This is a genomic window from Segatella copri (assembly GCF_009494835.1).
Classification (GTDB): Bacteria; Bacteroidota; Bacteroidia; order Bacteroidales; family Bacteroidaceae; genus Prevotella; species Prevotella copri_F.
Genome location: NZ_VZBE01000071.1, coordinates 201,700 through 222,122 on the forward strand (window position 1 = coordinate 201,700; position 20,423 = coordinate 222,122).

At 45.1% G+C, this 20,423-nt stretch carries 15 protein-coding genes and 1 riboswitch; of the genes, 5 read left to right on the plus strand and 10 right to left on the minus strand.

Translation table 11 applies throughout. From position 1 onward, the window contains the following. Positions 1-116 precede the first annotated feature (116 nt). Complete coding sequence (feoB, locus tag F7D47_RS10690) at positions 117-2,648, plus strand: ferrous iron transport protein B (protein ID WP_153085032.1); 2,532 nt, start codon at positions 117-119, stop codon at positions 2,646-2,648. A gap of 276 nt (positions 2,649-2,924) precedes the next feature. On the opposite strand, the gene F7D47_RS10695 is transcribed toward feoB, so the two are convergent. Next, positions 2,925-4,094, minus strand: coding sequence for an MFS transporter (locus tag F7D47_RS10695; protein WP_228113334.1), 1,170 nt, complete (start codon positions 4,092-4,094; stop codon positions 2,925-2,927). 171 nt (positions 4,095-4,265) lie between these two features. Here F7D47_RS10695 and F7D47_RS10700 point away from each other — a divergent pair, with 171 nt between their 5' ends. Beyond that, positions 4,266-5,132, plus strand: coding sequence for an SGNH/GDSL hydrolase family protein (locus F7D47_RS10700; RefSeq protein ID WP_228113335.1), 867 nt, complete (start codon positions 4,266-4,268; stop codon positions 5,130-5,132). 127 nt (positions 5,133-5,259) lie between these two features. Here the strand turns inward: F7D47_RS10700 and F7D47_RS10705 are convergent, their stop codons facing one another. From F7D47_RS10705 to F7D47_RS10725, 5 genes are all read right to left on the minus strand, one after another. Continuing rightward, positions 5,260-7,503 carry a DUF2357 domain-containing protein gene (locus F7D47_RS10705; RefSeq protein WP_153085033.1) on the minus strand — a complete coding sequence of 748 codons (2,244 nt, stop codon included), beginning with the start codon at positions 7,501-7,503 and terminating at the stop codon, positions 5,260-5,262. Positions 7,504-7,508: 5 nt separating this feature from the next. Beyond that, complete coding sequence (locus F7D47_RS10710) at positions 7,509-9,323, minus strand: McrB family protein (protein ID WP_153085034.1); 1,815 nt, start codon at positions 9,321-9,323, stop codon at positions 7,509-7,511. A 5-nt stretch (positions 9,324-9,328) separates the two neighbouring features. Next, positions 9,329-10,348, minus strand: a complete 1,020-nt coding sequence (gene dcm, locus F7D47_RS10715) for a DNA (cytosine-5-)-methyltransferase (RefSeq protein WP_153085035.1) — start codon at positions 10,346-10,348, stop codon at positions 9,329-9,331. Positions 10,349-10,996: 648 nt separating this feature from the next. Further along, positions 10,997-11,236 carry a hypothetical protein gene (locus tag F7D47_RS10720; protein ID WP_119228735.1) on the minus strand — a complete coding sequence of 80 codons (240 nt, stop codon included), beginning with the start codon at positions 11,234-11,236 and terminating at the stop codon, positions 10,997-10,999. Between the two features lie 13 nt (positions 11,237-11,249). Next, entirely contained in the window at positions 11,250-11,552 is a 303-nt protein-coding gene (locus F7D47_RS10725; protein ID WP_153085036.1) for a hypothetical protein, read from the minus strand. A 103-nt stretch (positions 11,553-11,655) separates the two neighbouring features. Here F7D47_RS10725 and F7D47_RS10730 point away from each other — a divergent pair, with 103 nt between their 5' ends. Further along, a complete protein-coding gene (locus F7D47_RS10730; protein WP_194252571.1) occupies positions 11,656-11,871 on the plus strand; it encodes a poly(ADP-ribose) glycohydrolase domain-containing protein in 216 nt (71 codons plus the stop codon). A gap of 102 nt (positions 11,872-11,973) precedes the next feature. After that, positions 11,974-12,360, plus strand: a complete 387-nt coding sequence (gene gloA2, locus F7D47_RS10735) for an SMU1112c/YaeR family gloxylase I-like metalloprotein (protein ID WP_153085038.1) — start codon at positions 11,974-11,976, stop codon at positions 12,358-12,360. Positions 12,361-12,421: 61 nt separating this feature from the next. Here gloA2 and F7D47_RS10740 read toward each other — a convergent pair whose 3' ends face one another. Together F7D47_RS10740 and F7D47_RS10745 are read right to left on the minus strand one after the other, a co-directional pair. Further along, positions 12,422-13,906 (minus strand): pectinesterase family protein, encoded by a 1,485-nt coding sequence (locus F7D47_RS10740; protein WP_194252572.1) that lies wholly within the window; start codon positions 13,904-13,906, stop codon positions 12,422-12,424. Between the two features lie 153 nt (positions 13,907-14,059). Continuing rightward, positions 14,060-14,347: a hypothetical protein gene (locus F7D47_RS10745; protein ID WP_153085040.1), complete on the minus strand. Its 288-nt coding sequence runs from the start codon at positions 14,345-14,347 to the stop codon at positions 14,060-14,062. Then, a riboswitch (SAM-I-IV-variant riboswitch) is annotated at positions 14,347-14,458 on the minus strand. (Overlaps the previous gene by 1 nt.) A gap of 249 nt (positions 14,459-14,707) precedes the next feature. On the opposite strand from F7D47_RS10745, the gene F7D47_RS10750 reads away from it, so the two are divergent. Further along, positions 14,708-15,121, plus strand: coding sequence for a secondary thiamine-phosphate synthase enzyme YjbQ (locus F7D47_RS10750; protein WP_006846346.1), 414 nt, complete (start codon positions 14,708-14,710; stop codon positions 15,119-15,121). Between the two features lie 52 nt (positions 15,122-15,173). Here F7D47_RS10750 and F7D47_RS10755 read toward each other — a convergent pair whose 3' ends face one another. After that, entirely contained in the window at positions 15,174-16,499 is a 1,326-nt protein-coding gene (locus F7D47_RS10755; protein ID WP_153084463.1) for an MFS transporter, read from the minus strand. Between the two features lie 9 nt (positions 16,500-16,508). Further along, the gene (locus F7D47_RS10760) at positions 16,509-20,291 is read right to left on the minus strand and encodes a DUF4922 domain-containing protein (protein ID WP_153085041.1); all 3,783 of its coding nucleotides are present in this window, start codon (positions 20,289-20,291) and stop codon (positions 16,509-16,511) included. Positions 20,292-20,423: the final 132 nt, after the last annotated feature.

Here is a 20,423-nt window from a genome sequence, read left to right on the forward strand (position 1 = left end):
CATTATTGCTACCAAGTTGCAAAAAATTATTAGTATTTTTGCAGTCGAAAAGAAAAAAAGCTGACCATGAGGTTATGCCCCAAAGAAAAGAACAAGATTAAAACAAGGAAAGATATATGAAATTATCAGAACTTAAAACAGGTGAAAGCGCCGTTATCGTCAAGGTATCAGGACACGGTGGCTTCAGAAAGAGAGTCATCGAGATGGGATTCATCAAGGGCAAGAAGGTAGATGTGCTTCTGAACGCCCCACTCCAAGACCCTGTAAAATACAAGATCATGGGCTATGAAGTTTCTCTCCGCCACAGCGAAGCCGACCATATCGAGGTGGTTTCCATTGATGAAGCCAAGAACGATGCAAAGCTCAGCAAGGCGGAAGAAGAAGACCGCCAACAGGTAATTAACTCAAAAGCAGTAGATTCCAACGATAGCGACGAGCAGGCACTCGGCGACAAGATGCTCGTGGCTGAAAGAAAAGACTCTGCCAGCAACGAAGCCTTGGCTGAACAGGAAGCAGAAAGACTCCACCGCGTCATCAATGTGGCACTGGTAGGTAACCCAAACTGCGGTAAGACTTCCTTCTTCAACTTCGCATCGGGTGCTCACGAACGTGTGGGCAACTACAGCGGAGTAACCGTGGATGCCAAGGTGGGCGAAGCCGAATACAACGGCTATCACTTCAACCTGGTAGATTTGCCGGGCACCTATTCGCTTTCAGCCTATTCTCCAGAAGAACTCTATGTGCGCAAGCAGCTCATCGAGCATACGCCGGATATCGTCATCAACGTCATCGACACCAGCAACCTGGAGCGCAATCTCTATCTCACCACACAGTTGATAGACATGCACATCCGCATGGTCTGCGCCCTCAATATGTTTGATGAAACCGAGAAGCGTGGCGATAACATCGACTACGACAAACTGGGCGAACTCTTCGGTATCTCGATGATTCCTACCGTCTTCACCAATGGCCGAGGCGTGGACAAGCTCTTCGAGACCATCATTGAACTCTACGAAGGCAAGGAAGATTCCAGCGCTCACTATCGCCATATCCACATCAACCACGGACATGAAATAGAGCACGGCATCGAACATATCCAGAAATATCTGAAGGCAGATGACTCCATCCGCCAGCGTTACTCCACCCGATACCTCTCCATCAAGTTATTGGAGAATGATAAGCATGCCGAGGAATACGTCAGCCAACTGAAATCGGCAAAGGAAATCTTCGCAGCCCGTGATGAGGCTGCCAAACGTGTGAAGGAAGAGAGCCTGGAAGATAGCGAAACCGCCATCATGGATGCCAAATACGGTTTCATTCATGGCGCATTGCAGGAAGCAGGCTATGAACCGGGCAAGGCGAAGGATACCTATCAGGTAACCCACCTCATCGACAGCATCCTGACCAATAAATATGTAGGATTCCCTATCTTCATTCTCCTGCTGTTCATCATGTTCTCAGTCACCTTCGTACTGGGCGAGATTCCTAAGGGATGGATTGAGGACGGCGTGGCATGGTTGGGAGAATTCATCAGTACCACAATGCCGGATGGACCAGTGAAGGATATGCTGGTAGATGGTGTGATTGGTGGTGTTGGTGCGGTCATCGTATTCCTGCCACAGATATTGATTCTGTATTTTTTCATCTCTTATATGGAGGATTCGGGATATATGGCTCGTGCAGCCTTCATCATGGATAAGCTGATGCACAAGATGGGCCTGCATGGCAAATCATTCATTCCGCTGATTATGGGATTCGGATGTAACGTACCTGCCGTGATGGCAACAAGAACCATCGAGAGTCACCGTTCCCGTCTGATTACGATGCTGATTCTGCCATTGATGAGCTGTTCGGCTCGTCTGCCAATCTACATCATGGTCATCGGAACGTTCTTTGCCATCCAATACCGTTCACTCATCATGGTATCGCTCTATCTCATCGGCATCTTCCTAGCCGTGATATTGAGCCGTATCTTAGCCAGTTTCGTGGTGAAGGGCGAAGATACCCCATTCGTAATGGAGCTGCCTCCTTACCGCTTCCCTACCTGGAAGGCGATAGGCCGCCATACCTGGGAAAAGGGTAAGCAGTACTTGAAGAAGATGGGTGGTATCATCCTTGTGGCAAGTATCATCGTATGGGCTTTGGGTTATTTCCCTCATAATGAAGAACTTGATAACCAGGCTCAGCAGGAACAGAGCTATATCGGCAGAATCGGTAAGACCATCGTGCCTATCTTCACCCCACAGGGTTTCGACTGGAAACTGGATGTGGGCTTGGTATCCGGTGTAGGTGCCAAGGAGATTGTAGCCTCAACAATGGGCGTGCTCTACAGCAACAACGACAGTTTCTCTGACGATCAGGATTACAACGATAAAGACGGAAAATATGAGGTTTTGAAGAAGCAGATAACTTCTGATTTGAAGAAGACCTACGGTTACAGCGATGCCGAGGCAGCAGCGAAGGCAACGCTCACCGCCTACAGTTTCCTCCTCTTCGTATTGCTCTACTTCCCTTGCATCGCCACCATTGCCGCCATTAAGGGCGAGACGGGCAGTTGGAAATGGGCAGGCTTCGCCGCCGGCTACACCACGCTATTGGCATGGGTAGTATCAGCCCTGGTCTTCCAGATAGGAAGTTTGTTTATATAATCAAGGTGTCTGCTTTAAGAAAACAAACAAAGAGAGCGCACAACACCTGAACGACAGCCGCACAACAGCTGAGCGACGCTTGCACAACACCTGTTGTGCAAGCGCACATCAGCTGTTGTGCGGCTTACTATATAATATATCTAGAAGACTTATTCTATATATCTGAAAGACTTCAAGTAACTGTTCGGAAGACTTTAGTCATATACTAGAACGTTATCAGTCATATACCTGAACGACATCAATCATATCATTAGAAGACATCAACCGTATCCTTATTCAGGATAATCTCTTTCCTACCTTTGCGGCAACAAACGCTATCATCAGACCCAGGCAGGCGGCAATGCTGATGGCAATGCGGAGACCGGTAGCCTCAGCAAGCCATCCGATAACCGGAGGTCCTACCAGGAAACCGAAGAAGCTGATGCTCGAAACGATGGTAATAGCGATGCTCGCCTTGATGGTTCCCAATTTTCCGGCGATACTGTAACAGATAGGAACCGACGAAGAGATGCCGAAACCTACCAGCAGGAAACCCAAGGTGGCAGGAATGAGATAAGGCAAGGCAGCAGCCAGCCACAAACCGCCCAATATCAAACCACCACAAACCTTCAATACTCTGGCTGGGCCGTATTTCGTAACAAACCCATCAGCCATGAATCTACCCAACGTCATCGCACCCATACCAGCCACATAGCCCGCACGGATAAAAGCCTCATCGGGTTTTACTACTGATGAAAAATATACGCTACTCCAATCGTAAACGGTACCTTCACAGAACATGCCTGCAAATCCCATCAGTCCCAAAAGGAACAGAATCGGGTCGATGGTCTTGAAAGAGAACTTCGGAACATCCTCCTCTTCTGCTTTCGCCATGGCATCATTAATCAGAAAGCGGAAACCGACAGCAATGATGAGAATACTCAGAGCCAGGATAGTTCCAAAGTGGACATCTATCGGGAGCAAAGTGTTGGCAAAGATGGCACCGATGATACCACCGGAGAATCCACCCAGACTCCACAGACCATGAAACGACGACATGATGTTGCGCCCATACATCTTCTCTACCAGACATGCCTGCGTATTGGTGGCAATGTTCATCAGATTCGCCATCATTCCGAAAGCAATAAGACTCAAAATCAGATGAAAAACCGTAGTACTGCTACCGATGCAAAAAAGAACCAGGGCATAGAGCACCTCAGAGAGAACCAGCATCTTCTTGCTGCCAAATCTACTCACCAGGATACCCGAGAAAGCCATCATCAGAAGTTGGCCGATAGGAATGGCGAAAAGCACCGTTCCCAACTGGCCGTTGCTCAGATGCAACATCTGTTTTACATCCGGAATACGGCTTGCCCAACTGGCAAACACTACTCCCGGCACAAAATAATAAGCCGCAACCGCCACTCGCTTGCGCGCCAAATCACTCAAATTACTTAAATTACTCAAACTGACTGTCATCCTTAATAATATACCTATTATAAATACTCATTTCTATTAGCGGCTGCAAAATTACAAAAAAAAACAGAAAAAGACTGATATTTAAACAATAAATGTTGCCCCGTTTGAGATTTTTGCCGTACCTTTGCACTCAGAAAAAGAATTAAAAACAAACTAGCAATGAAGAAACAAACAATGATTACCCTGGCACTCGCCCTCACTCTGGCAATGCCAACCCTACCCGCCTTCGCCCAGAAGGCGATGAGCAAGAAAGAAATTGCCGAAAAAGAAAAGGCTTTCAGGAACCTTCAGCATCCCTGGAAGGGAAAGAAGGTGGCTTACTTCGGCGACTCCATCACCGACCCTAACATCAAGGCATCAAAAGTAAAATACTGGGGATTCCTGCAGGATTGGCTCGGCATCACCCCTTACGTTTATGGTGTGAGCGGCAGACAGTGGAACGATATTCCCCGTCAGGCAGACCAACTGCAGAAGGAACATGGTGATGATTTTGATGCCATCCTCATCTTTATGGGAACCAACGATTACAACAACGGTGTGCCTGTAGGCGAATGGTATACGGAGACTTTCGACAGCGTGAGAGTAGCCCGCCACAAGCCAAGCGAAATGGTACAGCGCCGCCACCGCCACTTCTGCATGGACAAGAATACATTAAAAGGTCGCATCAACATCGCCATGTCGAAGTTGAAGCAGATGTATCCTACCAAGCAAATCGTGGTGATGACTCCTGTGCATCGTGCTCTCTTTGCCAGTGGTGACAAGAACATCCAGCCAGATGAGATGTACGAGAATGCGCGTGGCATCTTCTTCGATGAATACGTGAAAGCTATCAAGGAAACAGGCAATGTCTGGGCAGTTCCGGTCATCGACCTCAACTCCCTTTCCGGTCTCTTCCCTCTTTACGATGCTGGTGCGCAGATGTTTAACAAGCCGGATACCGACCGTCTTCATCCTAATGATGCCGGCCACTCCCGCATGGCAAAGACCATTATGCAGCAGCTATCTGCATTGCCTTGCGTCTTCTAGAAATCCGTGGCAATAGGTGACAATAGGTGACAATAAGAATACGTCTTATTGCCACCCATTTCTTTCTGTGTATCAAATACTTACAATCTGCGTGGCAGATGTGGAAATAAAATAGAAAAACTTTTTCCTACATACGCGATGAAACATAACCATCAATATCGCTAAATGTCGTATCCAGAAACGTCAGGTCTTTCATTTGCAAGACATCAATCATACGATATTCCTTATACAACTGGCGAGAAAAACGAAGTTCAAAGGCCAAACGCAAATCATCTGTTGCATCAGCCCCTTCATCCTGCTTTGCCTCTTTACCCGTAATGGTTCTCATTCTTACAATCTCATACACATCACGAATCCCCTTACCCTTGATATACGGCACGAAATAATGAAGATCCTGCAATGCTATGGTTGACGGGAACTTGGCACCCGTATAATATAAGGTGGCAGATTGATTCAAAAAACTCTTTTCGTACCCACGCCGATGACTCGGACGAACCACACCAACCAACACCCGATTATCCACTTCCATTACAGTACCCTTCTGCGGAATCACATGCTGCACGGTATCCTTCGCCTTCGTTTCTATCAGTTCCCGGATAAAACCTTCAAGCAATTTTCTGTTTTCGCTATCGTTCGGACGAAGCGGAAAAGCACCTATGTTCACCTCCTTGATAGTCTGATAGAACTTTGAAACCTCCACCTTCGCCGGTTCACCATCACCAGGAAAAAGGATGTATCCACCAATCACTTCCTTCTTTAGCGGAGCCTCAACATAATCACGATAATAAATGGCATCACGATAACGATGCATCTGATTGATGGCATCATCCGGCGGCACATCTACTCCACTCGCATTCTTGTTGGCTATCCGATATTTCGCATCGAAGAGATAAGTCATCTTCATATCTTTCTGCAGATCATTCTTGGTAAGTTGCAACACTATATCTGGCTTCTGAGGAACCGTTGGCACTATCAGATTCTGCATTCCAATACTATCGTTGGTCTGCTCCGTACTTTTCGGATTATATACCAATTCGGCAAGTTCTACCCCATCTTTTCTAAAGAGAATACGAGAATGCTCTCCCTTACCCAACTCCCAGGTAAACAGACCATTCAGTTCCATTCGGTTGCGATGTTCCACATCATCCATATCCAGATTCAACTCCTTCTTTACTATGTGGCTCACCTCTATGAAACACCATATTTCATAAAGCGTGGCGATGTCCTTGGATTGCAACCGATAGATGCCTTCGTTTAGCGAATAAGCCTCACGGAGCAAATTCCAAATCCGATAAACCTGACTATATCCCGTAGCTTTCTGAAGAACCATGCTTTCCTGATTCAACCCCTTGAAACGCCCAACAGTTCGGAAGAAAGGATTTTTCCTTAATCGATTCAGGGAAACATAAGTTGCCTGAAGTTCTTGCTTAGTAGCATCAGAAACCTCCTTAACCTGCTCTATACGAGTTTTTAAGAGTTCATACTTACTCGTAATCTGCGATAAAGCAAATTTCAGGAATCGATTTTCCTGGGTATCATTCGACTCTATTTTTTCGGTGATACGATAAAGATGAGCGGGTTCTTTGCGATGCTCAGCTATTTCATTTTCAAGAGACATCGGAATCCGCCGCAACTTATCAGCCCGCAGATAAGTTTCCCTGCCATGCAAGCGATGACGTGGTCGGTCGATAATGTGCCGACAAGCCTCCAAGAACTTCTTTTGTTCACCAGCAAAGATACTCCACCATATAATCTCTGGTGTTTCTCCCTGTTTATCAGGAGCAAAGCTATGATAGGTCCGTTTTAGAAAATCAAGCGAGAGCATCCGATACTCTTGCTCAATATCCTCTACAATTTTCTTCCAATGAGAATGATAATCCAATTTGGTACTCAACACCTCGAAGGAGAATGAAAACTTTCTTTTGATGAGCTCAGAAGATACACCATCTGATTTCTTTCTCTTGACAATATAATCAAAACAGATTTCAGAACGTCCTATCTCATTGCCGAAATTCAGAAAGCCAGCCAACATACCATGACGGAAACTGAACCTATCGTTTTCATTCTGCAAGATGGAACCAAAATGTGCATCTACAATCTTGGCATCATTCTTTTCCTCAAACTCCACCCATATCGGATAGTCTGCATTATCAAAGAATATGGCAGGAGCAGAAGAATCTTTTAATATCACCTTAGAAGTGGATTGGTCATTCAAATACCGCTCCACCAGTTCAACACCATCCGACCAGGAATATGTGGAGGAAAGTTTGTCTTCCCCTACATTCCTCTTCGCTTTATCCCAAATAGCATCAAACTTGGTGCATTCTATGGTCATCACAAAGTCGTGATGCTTGATTCTTAAAAGTTCCATTACCGTTAACTCCAAAAACTAGTGTAACCTGAACTAAGTTTCTTTTCCATTTCATCCAACTTAGCCAGAGAAACAGAACTATCTCTCATGTTTTCCGGCAACATCTTCGAAACAACTTCCTTTAAAGAAGCGAGCAACTCCGCCTTTACCTTCTCCTCATCGCCTTCTATTCTAGATAGGATTTTCATAGAAGTAATTTCATCCAAAGCACGGGCCACGACTTCATTTTGCGTCATTTCCAAACCTTGACTATTTTTACGATAAGGCAAATTATTGACCACATAAAGCAAGAACTCGTTACGGGTTCGATAAGCTATCTTAAAAGGTGTACCTTCCAATACTGCATTGATTTCCTGTAAGTACTGTATCGCCTGGTTGCAAACCTCCTGGTTTTCCTTATACACGTCAACACCCTCCACCTTATCTCCTACCAAGTCTTCAAAGTTGAGTTTTCCTATCTGTTCGTGTCGGGAAGTTAAGCCACCATATAAATCCACCTCATTCATTTCGATGGTCATGGCTCTGTCGAGAACTTTTCGGGAGAAAGAAAAGGTTGTTTCGTCCATATTGACGGTTCCCACGATAATGAGGTTCTGGGGGATTGTTAATCGCTTTCCACCTTCTTCTTTCAAATATAGATTTCTTTCTTCGTCATTATCTACAAAGAGTTGATCTATCAAATTTTTATAAGCTTCAGTCTGTTCATAATCAACAATCGGATCTGTTACAACAACGCCATCTTCATCAACTTGCCTGCTTTCTATCACACTCAAGAACTCAGCAAAGTATTGTTCTACAGGAGCAAGATTCATCTCATCCAGACATAAGAAATAAGGATGCTTTGGGTCATGGATAGCCTTAACCATAAATCGGAGAAATGGGCCAACTACAAAACGTTCGCCATTAATTCGGCTTACATACCCAATAAGTTCAGATGAGTCATGCCAATTAGGTTTCACCTGTACCATCTCAAAATTCTTTGGCTTATGCTCCTTATATTCAGGAGAATCAACATCCCAACAAGCACGAGCCAATTCACGAACGATTCTACTCTTACCAGTACCTGAGATACCTGCCAAGAGAAGGAAAGGCTTCGACTTGATGGCTGTGATATAAGGGCGATAAGCCTGGCTAATTTCAGAACAGAATTTACCATATTCCTTTGATTGTTTGGTGCTAGAATAATATTCATCAATATTCTCTCTTAAAATCAATAAACATTTGATGCTATCCATTCCTGCATAAAGAGTCTGTAAAAAAGGAGCTCGCGATAATTCACCAGCACGAGCTGTTACTGAATATGGTTTGTCAAAAGAGATGGTATTATTAGAAATTCCAAGCAAAGCTTTATACACAGAAGAATTCAACACTTCTACATCAAAATCTAGATGCAGCGGTGTTGTATCAAACCATTCATTTATAATTTCACTACCCAAATGATAATCATCACTAAATCTAGATAGCAAATCAACATTTGAAGGTATTACTTCAAAACTCTCGTATTTATACAAAAAGGCAATTAAAGAATAAACATTAATTCTTTCTTTAAAGAACCTTTCGTTGACATACTCTATCCATTTATCTGAAAATTTAACGTATAGATTAGAACTGCCATAATTTCCATTATAATCAGAAAGATAAAATTGAGAGTCAAGCCAAAACGCTAAATCTCCATCTAGCATGCCATAAGTCGTATTGGAATGAATGGCATCAGACTTTATGGTTTTTAATATGCCAAGCAATCCCCAAAACTTGTTCTCAACTTTTCCTATTAAGGAATTGAACGCTTGTACAGCAGTTTCTTTTGATAAGTAATACATAAGCTTTAATTATTATATGCCATTATCATATTTTGTGCAATTTTTTCTATAACAGGAACACTTACAGAATTTCCAAGTTGTTTATAGGCCTGATTATCAGACACAGTAAACTTAAAATCGTCAGGAAAGCCCTGCAAACGTTTAGCCTCCAAAACAGATAGCTTCCGATCTATATCCCAAAGTTTTGGAGTTCTTCCTGCAATGATAGTTGGCGCATAAGTATCCAAACACGCATAGAAAGCTTCCTGAATTTGGGTCTTAGCGGCATCACCAACATGAAATCTCAAAGAACCATCAGGCTTTTGGAAAGAATAGACTCCATATTTTCCTTTTTTAGTATTAGGAGCATACTTGGAGTTATCATGTTGTACCCTCTCTTCTTCATGACAATGAGCAAAATGATATTGTATTCTATCATGTTCAAACTTGCTCAACTTTAACGCAGGAGTGTCATCATTTAAATCTACGATATCACGCAATGTAGGACTTATAGCCAAAGGCTGAGGAAATTCAAAATTCACTTTTTTATCAAAGCCAACACAATACCAACGCTCTCTTTTCTGAGGCAAACCAAAATCCAAAGAACTTAAAACCTTCCAATGCACATCATATCCCAATTTCTTAAGATTATCCAATATTACCTTGATAGTATTACCTCCATTGTGCGATACAAGTCCCTTTACATTTTCTAAAAAAAACATCTTAGGTCTATGATAAGCCAAGATTCGACAGACATCAAAAAATAGCGTACCTCGTGTTTGATCTTCAAAACCCTTACACAAACCTGCATAACTAAAAGGCTGACATGGAAATCCAGCTGTCAGAATATCAAAAGAAGGAATATCTTTCGCTTCTATTTGCGTTATATCCCCAAATGGTTTTTCACCAAAATTATCAAAATATGTTTGCTGAGCAAACACATCTATATCAGAAGAGAAAACACATTTTGCCCCCAATCTTTCCAAAGCCAACCGGAAGCCACCAATGCCACAAAATAAATCAATAAATCTATACTTACTTGCCATTACTCATTTTCGTAAACACAACGAAACATACCAAAAGCGTAAATATGCAATAGAAGCCCCCACCTCATGCATAAAAAAACACACAAGATGGGCAGCCTATTTACTTAAATACACTTTTAGCAATACCAATAAAAAGCAGCAAATATTTTCTCCTGGAACAGATAAAACCAATAACCACCAGTAACTGATAATTGATTTATTTCTATTCCCAAAAAATGAAAATAAGATGTTCGACAATTCGTCTGTAACATCAGAATTGCCGCTATAGATGAGCGTTGAACTTCATTCAGAGAATGGGCTAACACACAATGCCCGAGAGATAGATACAAAAGAAGCGTGAGCTTCACTTATCATACTCTCAGGCATTTGGCGTGGCCCTCCCAACAGATAAGTTCAGCCCACGCTATAGCGCAGGCATTCACTTATTCTATTGTTGGGAAATACATCTGTTAATCGCCAAATTTCGAGAGTATTCCGAATATCGTAAACGCTTTGTATATTAATATGTTATATGTCTATAAAATTGTTCTTTCTGTTTCTTATTTTATTATTTAATTGTTATACATTCAGTTTATCGGTCGGTATGGGCGCAAGGCTCATCGTCCCGATTTGGTTGCAAAGATACAAAGAATATTTGAAACTTGCAACTCAAAGGCGCAAAATATCCTTAACGGAGAAGATTTTGCTGATTGCATCAAAGGAGAAGTATTGATCATCCATTATCATATAATCCTCCCTCTGCTTTTTGCTCATATTCTTTATCTCGGGAAACATCTTTACAGGAACTATCACCTCTCGACCATCGGTCAAGAAAACTGCCATTGCTCCACGTTTCACATTGAAATCTAACTTTTTGATTCCTAAAGTTGTATCTTTATATTTGCACATAATAGACCTCCCTTTATTTTATTGTTTTTATTCTAATTTTCTTGCCAGCAAAGACATCGTCAATCATTCTATTGAATTCATCCCAATGTTTATCTATAGCTTCAATAATCACAGCTTCTTCTGATGCCGACAGTTCAGACCAAGCTATCTCTATTTTCTTTTGTCCATTCTCTTCTATCCATATCTTAGCTACAGTATGTCCTCGATGAGAGTTCTTGCTTCCACGTTTTACCACATGGATATGCTTTCTGTTCTCATTTGCATCAGCAGGGAAAACAGAAAGAATGAAACACAATATCAATGCCAGTTTGCCCATCTTATATTTTTTATATTAAGCGATGGCAAAAATACAAAGAAATATCGAAATATACACATTTTTTTGGATAAATATTTGGTATATTGATAAAATAATCGTATTTTTGCCACAAAAGAAAGCAAAGATGCTGAAGGGTAGTAGATTCTATACCAAGGCTTTAGACGCTACAAGCATACCTACCATTGAGAGAGAAACAAAGATTATTGTGAAGAATGATGACAGCATACATTGCGGTCATCAATTGCAGCAAGAAGGATATAACCCTGTGGTGCTCAACCTTGCCAGCCGTCGCAACCCTGGCGGTGGTGTCCGTATATAGACAGAATTACAATCATCAAATAATCAATGAAATGAATGAAGCATATTCTGAAAACTTGTCATTGATTACTGAATATAACAATAAGAAATAAGAAATAAAAATATGAAACTTAACAAAATCCATCATGTAGCCGTGATTTGTTCCGACTATGAGAAATCCAAGCATTTTTATACAGATGTGCTCGGAATGAAGATCATGAGTGAAAACTACCGTAAGGAACGTGGCTCCTGGAAAGCAGACTGCTGGCTTGATGACAACTATATCATCGAGTTATTCTCCTTCCCTAACCCACCAGCACGTCCTTCCTATCCGGAAGCAGCCGGTCTGCGCCATCTTGCTTTTGAGGTAGATGATCTTTCGGATGCAATTGATGAACTTGACAGTAAAGGCATCGCGCATGAGCCTATACGCACGGATGAATATACAGGCAAGCGATTTGTATTCTTCAGTGACCCAGATGGTTTGCCGATTGAATTGTATGAAAAATAAAAATTCAAGGGCAAACCATGCTAGGTATGTAGGCATCCGGTATTTATATTAATCTCCTTTCTTACCAATTCAGTACCCAACTTGCATTGGAGTATTTTCCGATAGTCTCAGCATCCTTGAGAGCGTCAAGCTGACGGACATGCTTGTTTCTCTTGCTGATATCTATGGTTTTACCTTTCCTGTCATGGCTGTTGAATTCCAGGAGATTTACCGTAGATGCCGACTCATCTATGGGACCAAAGCCTTCCGAAGGCACACCATCAAGCGTACAGTTCAGCAGCACGCATTCCGCATCAGGATAATTTCTGCCCTTGTTGTCAGGAAGGCGGGCTATCACGGCATCCTTGCCCAATCCCTTGAAGGTACAGTCATTGAAGATGTTACCATGGTTCTCCCTGGTATTTCTAATCCACATGAAAGCACCATAGCTGGAAAGGGTACAGTGATTGAAATAGGATGGACCTCTACCCAGCACCGTGTCACCTCCTCCATCAATCACGCAGTTGAGCCAGTAGGCTGAACCATTCACCTGAAGAGCATCACCATCACCGATTACATGCACATTCTCAGCAAAGTTTCTTTCACCATTGAGCAGGAATCCCTCAGCCTGTCCCTTGCAATCCGTCTTGAAGGTGATATCCTTGAAAATCATGTCGGCACAGTTGTCTGCTGCCACTGCTGCACGGCGAGAAGGGAATGTTCCTTTCTGCTCATTGGTCTTGATATCAACCGGGTGAGGATTGAACACCTCGTTATTTGGGTAATGTACCACTACCCCATCCATGGATTCTCCCTGGATAGTTACAAATCGCTTATTGCGGAAATAAACCAACTCTTCATAATCTCCATTCTTCACGAAGACCTTTTTCCTGCTGGCTTCAGAAGGCAATGAGTCTGGTATCCAATCCATGGCACCTTGCAGAGTGGAGAAGTCTCCGCTACCATCAGCTGCCACAACGATATGGCTCAAATCTGCAGAAGGGGCGTTTTTCTTAGTCCTAAACGTCCATGACTTCTTGCCATTCCATCCCTCAATCGTACCCTTGCTAATCTTGATTTCATATTCATGTCCATATTCCAGCATATTGTTATGCAGATAAATGGTTGCTTTGTTCCCATGACAGATGACAGGATAGAAGTGGAAGGCATCAGAGAATCCACCAATGATGGTCTTCTGATACTTGCGCTTGTCTTCCTTGGCAGCACCTGATGGAGTTCCAGGACGGGTATTGCGATTGGTTACATTCTCCACCTTATATATATAGGGAACGGGAGTATAGACAGCATTTGGATTCTTGGGCTGTCCTTCGGTTGGTCCCGCCGGAATGCTCATGTCGATTCTATCAACCACCTTTCGAGTTGTCTTGTCCGTAACAGTGATTATGCCCTTGCTGCCAGTCTTTACAGTCTTGTCAAACACGATGACCAGATGTGTATCGATGTTGATGTCTTGGGCATTCTTCTGAGGATAAAAACTGACTGGAGTTTGTGCCATCAGGTTCATACAAGTGATGATACCTGTCATTGAAATAAAGATTCGTTTCATATCAATAGTCTTTAATGTTATTTTGGGTGCAATATTACGAAAAAATTTCGAAATAACGTATTTTTTTGATGGAAAAATGATTTTTATTTTTGGCTGCGTAAAAAGACAGCATCCTTGTGGCTGGTTGGTGCAATGCATCAGAAAAGCATTTCCCTACTTCCAGCAGTAATCAATGCCTCGTTTCTCACACTCTCCTCGCAGGGCGGCGAGGAAGTAGCTGCGTTCGCTGCCCCAACCACGAACCTTGCGCTCGTGATCTATGGTCTGCTTCAAGCGCTCATCGCTGTAAGCGGCAAAACGGGCAGCATACTCTGAAATTCTTGACTCGGCATAACCTGCATCAACAGTTGATGACTCGGCATTAGCTGCCTTAATTGTTGATGACTCGGCATTAGCTGCCATTACATTCTCATTGTTCTTTAAATCTGAATTTGGATTCATAAAGATAATTATTTTAAGTTGTTAAACACTTACACATTCTTTTACCACCGTGGTTATCTCTATGCGAAACTCGGTTGGTGTGCCACAACTGGGCAACTCGTAATGCTTGATTTCGGGTGCAAAAGTACATCATTATTCTGAAACCACCAAATTTTTTCGGGATTATTTTTCCTGTTTTTTTCCTTCTTCTAAAGAAGAAGATTTTTCGGGGTAGCAGATAGTAAGGAAGAGAAATCCTTTAATGGTTAAACTTTCCTATATTTGCATTATAATAGTATTATAATAATAAAATTATAATTACCTTTGTAAAATGACAATCAGAAAGATACAAACAATTGAAATATAAAAACAAAGAATGATATGATACAACAAGTAGAATTTTCATTGCGTCCGCTTCCTCGCGGCTTTCACCTCGTAACCAACGAGGTGATGAGGAACCTGCCAGCGCTGCCTAAGACAGGGATTCTAAATCTCTTCGTAAGACATACCAGTTGCGGATTGTCGCTGAACGAGAACTTCGACCCAGATGTGAGACATGACTTGAAGGGGATCTTCGAAAGACTGGTTCCGGATGGCGACCCAAGATACCTGCATCAGGATGAAGGACCGACGGATATGTCGGCTCATGCCAAATCGAGCATGGTGGGTGTATCGCTCACCATTCCCATTACCAACGGCAGATTAAACCTCGGAACATGGCAGGGAATTTACCTCTGCGAATTCAGAGAGGGAGGCGGAAGCCGACACCTCATCGCAACGATTATCGGGGAATAAAGATAAAAACGAGGATGTTCGCACATCCTCGTTTTTACGTTAACATAATCATTTATTCTATCGCGTCCAATTCCGCTTCATCCTCTTCCTTCTCCTCTTTCTTTCCGAAATTAGGATCAATCTTCAGGAAAGCAGTAACCAGGAAAGTGATGGCGCAACATGCCATCACGATGATGAAGAACATGCGGTAACCTACCATATCCTTCAGATATCCAGAAACCATGCCCGGCAGCATCAATCCGAGATAGGAGATGCCCGTACAGATGGAATAATGGGAGGTCTTGAACTTTCCCTGACTGTAGAACAGCATGTAGAGGGTAAGAACCGTGAAGCCCAGACCATAACCCAACTGCTCGACAAAAAGACAGCTGGAAACCACGATGAGGTTGCTGTTGAGCGAGTAACTCAGATAGATGTAAACCACATCAGGCAAGGTGATGGCGCAAACCAGAGGCCAGAGCCATTTCTTCATTCCATCCCTGCTCACCAGAATACCACCAAGAATTCCACCCAGCAGCAAACCTATCAATCCCACAGTACCGTTAGCAAAGCCATATTCCTGAGGTGACAGTCCCAGTCCACCCTGCGAATTAGGACGGAGGATGAAGGTCTTGGTCATGGTGTTCAGAAGCGCTTCAGGGAATCGGTAGAACAAGAGAAAGAGCATCACACAGACGGTTTCACCCAATCCGAACTTCACGAAGAAGGTGCGGAACATGTTCTTCAGTTCATGAGCCACTTCACCCACCGTTCTGTCGGTCTGCACATCATCCTTCGGGCGCGGCATGAAGCGGCTGTGGTAGAGCCACAAACCGATGAAGATACCTGCCAGTCCGTAAAAGATAAGCGCCCATGAGAAGCGAATCTGGTTGCGGAAGAGAACCTGAAGCACACCTGCCAGCATCACCAGAAAACCATTCACAAAGATGATGGCGAGGCGGTAGAAGGTATTTCGCAAGCCTACAAACTTAGTCTGCGTATGTTCATCCAGCTCAATCATGTAGAAACCATCTGCCGAAATGTCGTGGGTGGCACTACAGAAAGCGATGAGGAAGAAGAAGCACATCGTTGCCTGAAACCAGAAGGCTGTAGGCAGCGAGAAGGCGATGCCGGCAAGGGCAGCTCCGATGAGAGCCTGCATGGTGAGCACCCACCAGCGCTTAGTCTTCAGCAAATCTATGAACGGACTCCACAAGGGCTTGATGACCCAGGGAAGGGCGAGCCATCCGGTATAGAGACCCACCTCAGCATCGGTCAGCCCCAACTGCATGTACATCACCACAGAGAGGGCGGTTACGATGACGTTGGGGAGTCCTTCGGCAAAATAGAGGGTCGGAATCCATGCCCATGGACTCCGACTGTTTTTCTTTGTTACCATTTTACATCACTATTTATAAAGTTTCTTGATTTCAGCACCCTGATAGTAGTGCAGCAGGATGGCATCATAATGATAACCCTGCTCGCCCATCACGGCAGCACCAATCTGGCAGAGGCCTACTCCATGCCCCCAACCGGCTCCGATGAGTTCGAAACGCTGAGGCACTCCCTGTTCATCCTTATCATACTTATCCACCACGAAGGCTGAACTCAGCAGATGACTGTCGCTCAGCGTACGGCGGATTTCGAGTTCCTTACCGATGGTAAAGGTCTTCTCTGTTCCGATGATCTGGAGTTTGCTGATTCTTCCACTCTTTCCGCGCTCCACGGCCTTCATGTCTAGGATGGCACCCAGGTCCATCTTCAGTTTGTCGGCGATGAGCTGCTGCAACTTCTCCTGGCTGAGCGTTTCCTTCCAGCGGTAGAAATTGACGGTTTCCTGATCATAGTCGTTGAGCACTTCTGACAGGATTTTCTTGTCCTGCGTGTTGCAGAAAGCTGGCGGATTGAAGCGGATCCATTTCTCTGCCTCTTCCTCATTGGTCAGATTAGGCAGTGTATGTTCCACGCCCAGGGCAATGTCGCGAACCGCCGTGAGATAAGTCTTCGGCGTGTTCTCCCAGCAATACTGAAATTCCTCGGTTATTCCGCCGCAGCATTTCGAGAATCTTGCATCGCAGATTTCTTCGCCGTCCATCAGAATCTGTCCCTTGGTCTGGCGGATGGCTTCAGCTACATGGGGCGATGTTTCCTTGGTGATGCCCTGGTAGCGCTGGCAGTGGTCGTCGGCACATACATCAAAGAGGGTGTGGTCTTCGCGGTCGTACCAGCGGATGAGCGTATCTTCCTTCTTGGTGAAAGAGAAGAAGTTGTTGCCGCTCTCAGCCACCTCTCGGCGCTTCTTCATCTGTGCCAGGAGCCATGAACGGGAGATGACGGCGTGCGCCTTCAGAAGTTCGAGACTCGAAGTGGCACTCATCTCACTGCTGATGACGCTCTCCAAATATTTCTCTACAGGCAACTCATTGATTGCCACAATCTTATCTGATTCTACCACAAAGCGGAGCGTGCCCAGGAAGGTTTGGGTTTCCTTGCGCTCCCAGTGGAAGTTGACACCGATGGTTACGTCGCTCAGCGAAAACGAGGCGTCGGCACTCTGCGGATGGAAGGTGAGCTGGCTGTACTGGTTGCCGTTCCAGAGCACACCGCCCTCAGAGAATTCTACCACCTGTTCGCCCAGCACCTTTTCGCCCTTGGCAAGATAAGGTTTGTTGAGCGAGAAATGAATCTTCTGCGCACTCACGATGCCCACCGTTACGTCGGGCTGCTTACCTTTATTATATAAGGTGGAAGAGGCTTCGGCTGCATCCTCGGCATCCTTAGATGCTTTCAGTTTGGCGATGATGGCGTTCATCTTTTCTTCCGAAACGCCACATTCCTGCAGCAGCGAGAGGGCTTTCTCCTCGGTCAGCTTTCGGAAATCTTCCTCACGAGGGGTGATGATGAGTCCGCTCATATCCAGTGCTCCCGGCGAAACCACAAACTGGGCGTCGCCTTCGGCAAAATAGGCTTCCGGACGGTGCTTTTCTCTCGGAATGACCACGCTGATGAATTCCTCGCCCTTGCGCCAGGAGATGATGTTCATCATTGGTTCGGTTTCGTCGCCACGCTGAGGCATTGCCTTGTAGAGACGGCGGAAGAGGGCCTCATCGCTCTCAGCACTCTTCGAGATGATGACGAAGGCGGGAACGATGAAGTCGCGAACCACAGAGATTTTCTCCTCATCATTGAGAGAGATGATGTCGGTCAGGTTGCGGGAAAGACGCTGCCAGTTGGTCTGAAGAGGAAGGATGCCGTTGGTTCCTGCCTGGAAATGAAGATGGTCTGGAGCCGATGCACCACACTTCGGACCGTTGTAGAACACCATCAGGTCGCTGTGCAGACTGATGAAGCGGTGCATCTCGCCGTAATTCTTGTAGATGAGCTGAGGCTGATGCTTGCGTGCCGGAATGGTGAAGTGGACTGGCAGAATCGGGAACGGATTCACCAGAAGATGGAATTTCTCGTCTATCTGCTTCGACATCTGTTCCTTAGGACGGTTTTTGTCGCAAAGGAAACAAGGGCGCTCGCCCAGGGTTTTCTTATCTATCTTGGCGCCCGTACTTACGATGCGGGCTGGGTTCCACTGCAATTTCAGCTGGTCGGAGAACTGGCGGGTTTCTACATGCTTGAGGTCGCGGAAGCGGTGGCGCGCATCGGTCCAAACCTCCAGCTGACGGTTGAAGAAACGCGAGATGCTGCTGTCTTCCATAATGTCGGCCTTGCCCTGCAGCATGTGCTGGCGTGCCTTCAGTTCCATGGTGCGCAGGCGGTCCTTATACAGGTTGTTGGCGTTCACCTTCTCTACGCTGAGGGCTGCATCGCTGTTACCTCCCCAGCGGCGGCAGAGGTAGAGTTCGTCGTAGATTCTGCCGATGCGGTAACGGCGCGAAAATGCCAAGCCGAGCGCATAATCCTCACCATACGAGGTGTTAGGAAACTGGATCTGTCTGACCAGCGGAGTGAAGAAGGCGCGCGGAGCACCCAATCCGTTGATACGCAGCGCATTGTTGCATCCGTTTTCATCGGTCCACTCCTTGTGGTCTATCAGTCCCGGTGGCAGGGTGTTGAGGTCGAAGTCGCACATGCGGTACGAGCCGATAATCATGGCTGCCTTCTGCTTGTAGAAGGCATCTACTATCTTCTGAAGTGTCTTTGGTGAAGAATAGAGGTCATCGCTGTCAAGCTGTACAGCAAATTTTCCGCAGAAACTGCTGTTGATGGCTTCGTTCCAGCATCCGCCTATTCCCAGGTCGGTTCTCTCCGGCACAATCTGTATCAGGTTGTCGGCTTTAAGTTCATCCAGTATTTCGCCGGTGCGGTCGGTAGAATGGTTGTTTACCACGATGACGTTAAACTTGAAGTTAGCCTTCTGTCCCAGCGCACTCTTCACGGCATCAGCCACCGTCTTTTCGCGGTTGAAGACGGGGATGATGACAGATGCCTCGTATTCAAAATCCTGCTCACCGAAGTCGGGCTGGCGGTAGAAGGTGGTGTCTATCAGGGCGCCCACCTTGCCCAGATGCTGGGTGCATGCCTTTTCCATCTCAATCTGAACCTCGCGGTTGCGCGGGTTTACATAGTCAAACTGCTTCTCGCCGCTCTTACGGGTGTCGAGTTCGGCTTCTGAATAGAGGAATTCGTTGAGATGGAAGATTTCGCCCACACGGCTCAGATAGAGACGGAGGTCGTAGAGGGCGGCAAACTGATACTCTTCGCGGTCGGATTGGGCGATGTAGTCGGCCAGCGCCTGTGCCTTGATGCACCAGAGGCTTCCAAAGTCGAAGTCATCTCGCAAAGAACCTGACTGGTAGTCAATTACCGGATGTTTCTCCATTTTGCCTTCCACCATCTTGTAGTGGTCGGCGTAAACCATGACGGCATCCGTATCATCTGCCACTCTGAGGAATCGCTCCAGCGTGTTGTTTCCCCATCCTATGGTGGTGTGGCGGGTACAGATCATCACGTAGTCGGCATCTGTATTTTCAGCGATGCTGACAATGGTGTTACTGCTTTCCAGGCGGTCGGTGATGACAAACGTACATCCTTCGGGTACCTGATGATGAGCGGCAAAATCAGCACTCACCAAGAAGTGGATATGCTGTACAGTCTTGTACTCATGAAGCACCGACAAGGCATTCTGCGCATCGTCGATGTATTCGCAAGGCAAGAAAAGGTCTATTTTTTCTCTCATTTTCTTACGTTATTTTTGTTCACTTCAGCCCTTTTCGGGGGGCTAAATCTGTGTTTTTTATCTTTATTTTATCTTATTATATTAAAATATGTGGCAAAGATACTAATTTTTCGGCAAAAAACACTATCTTTG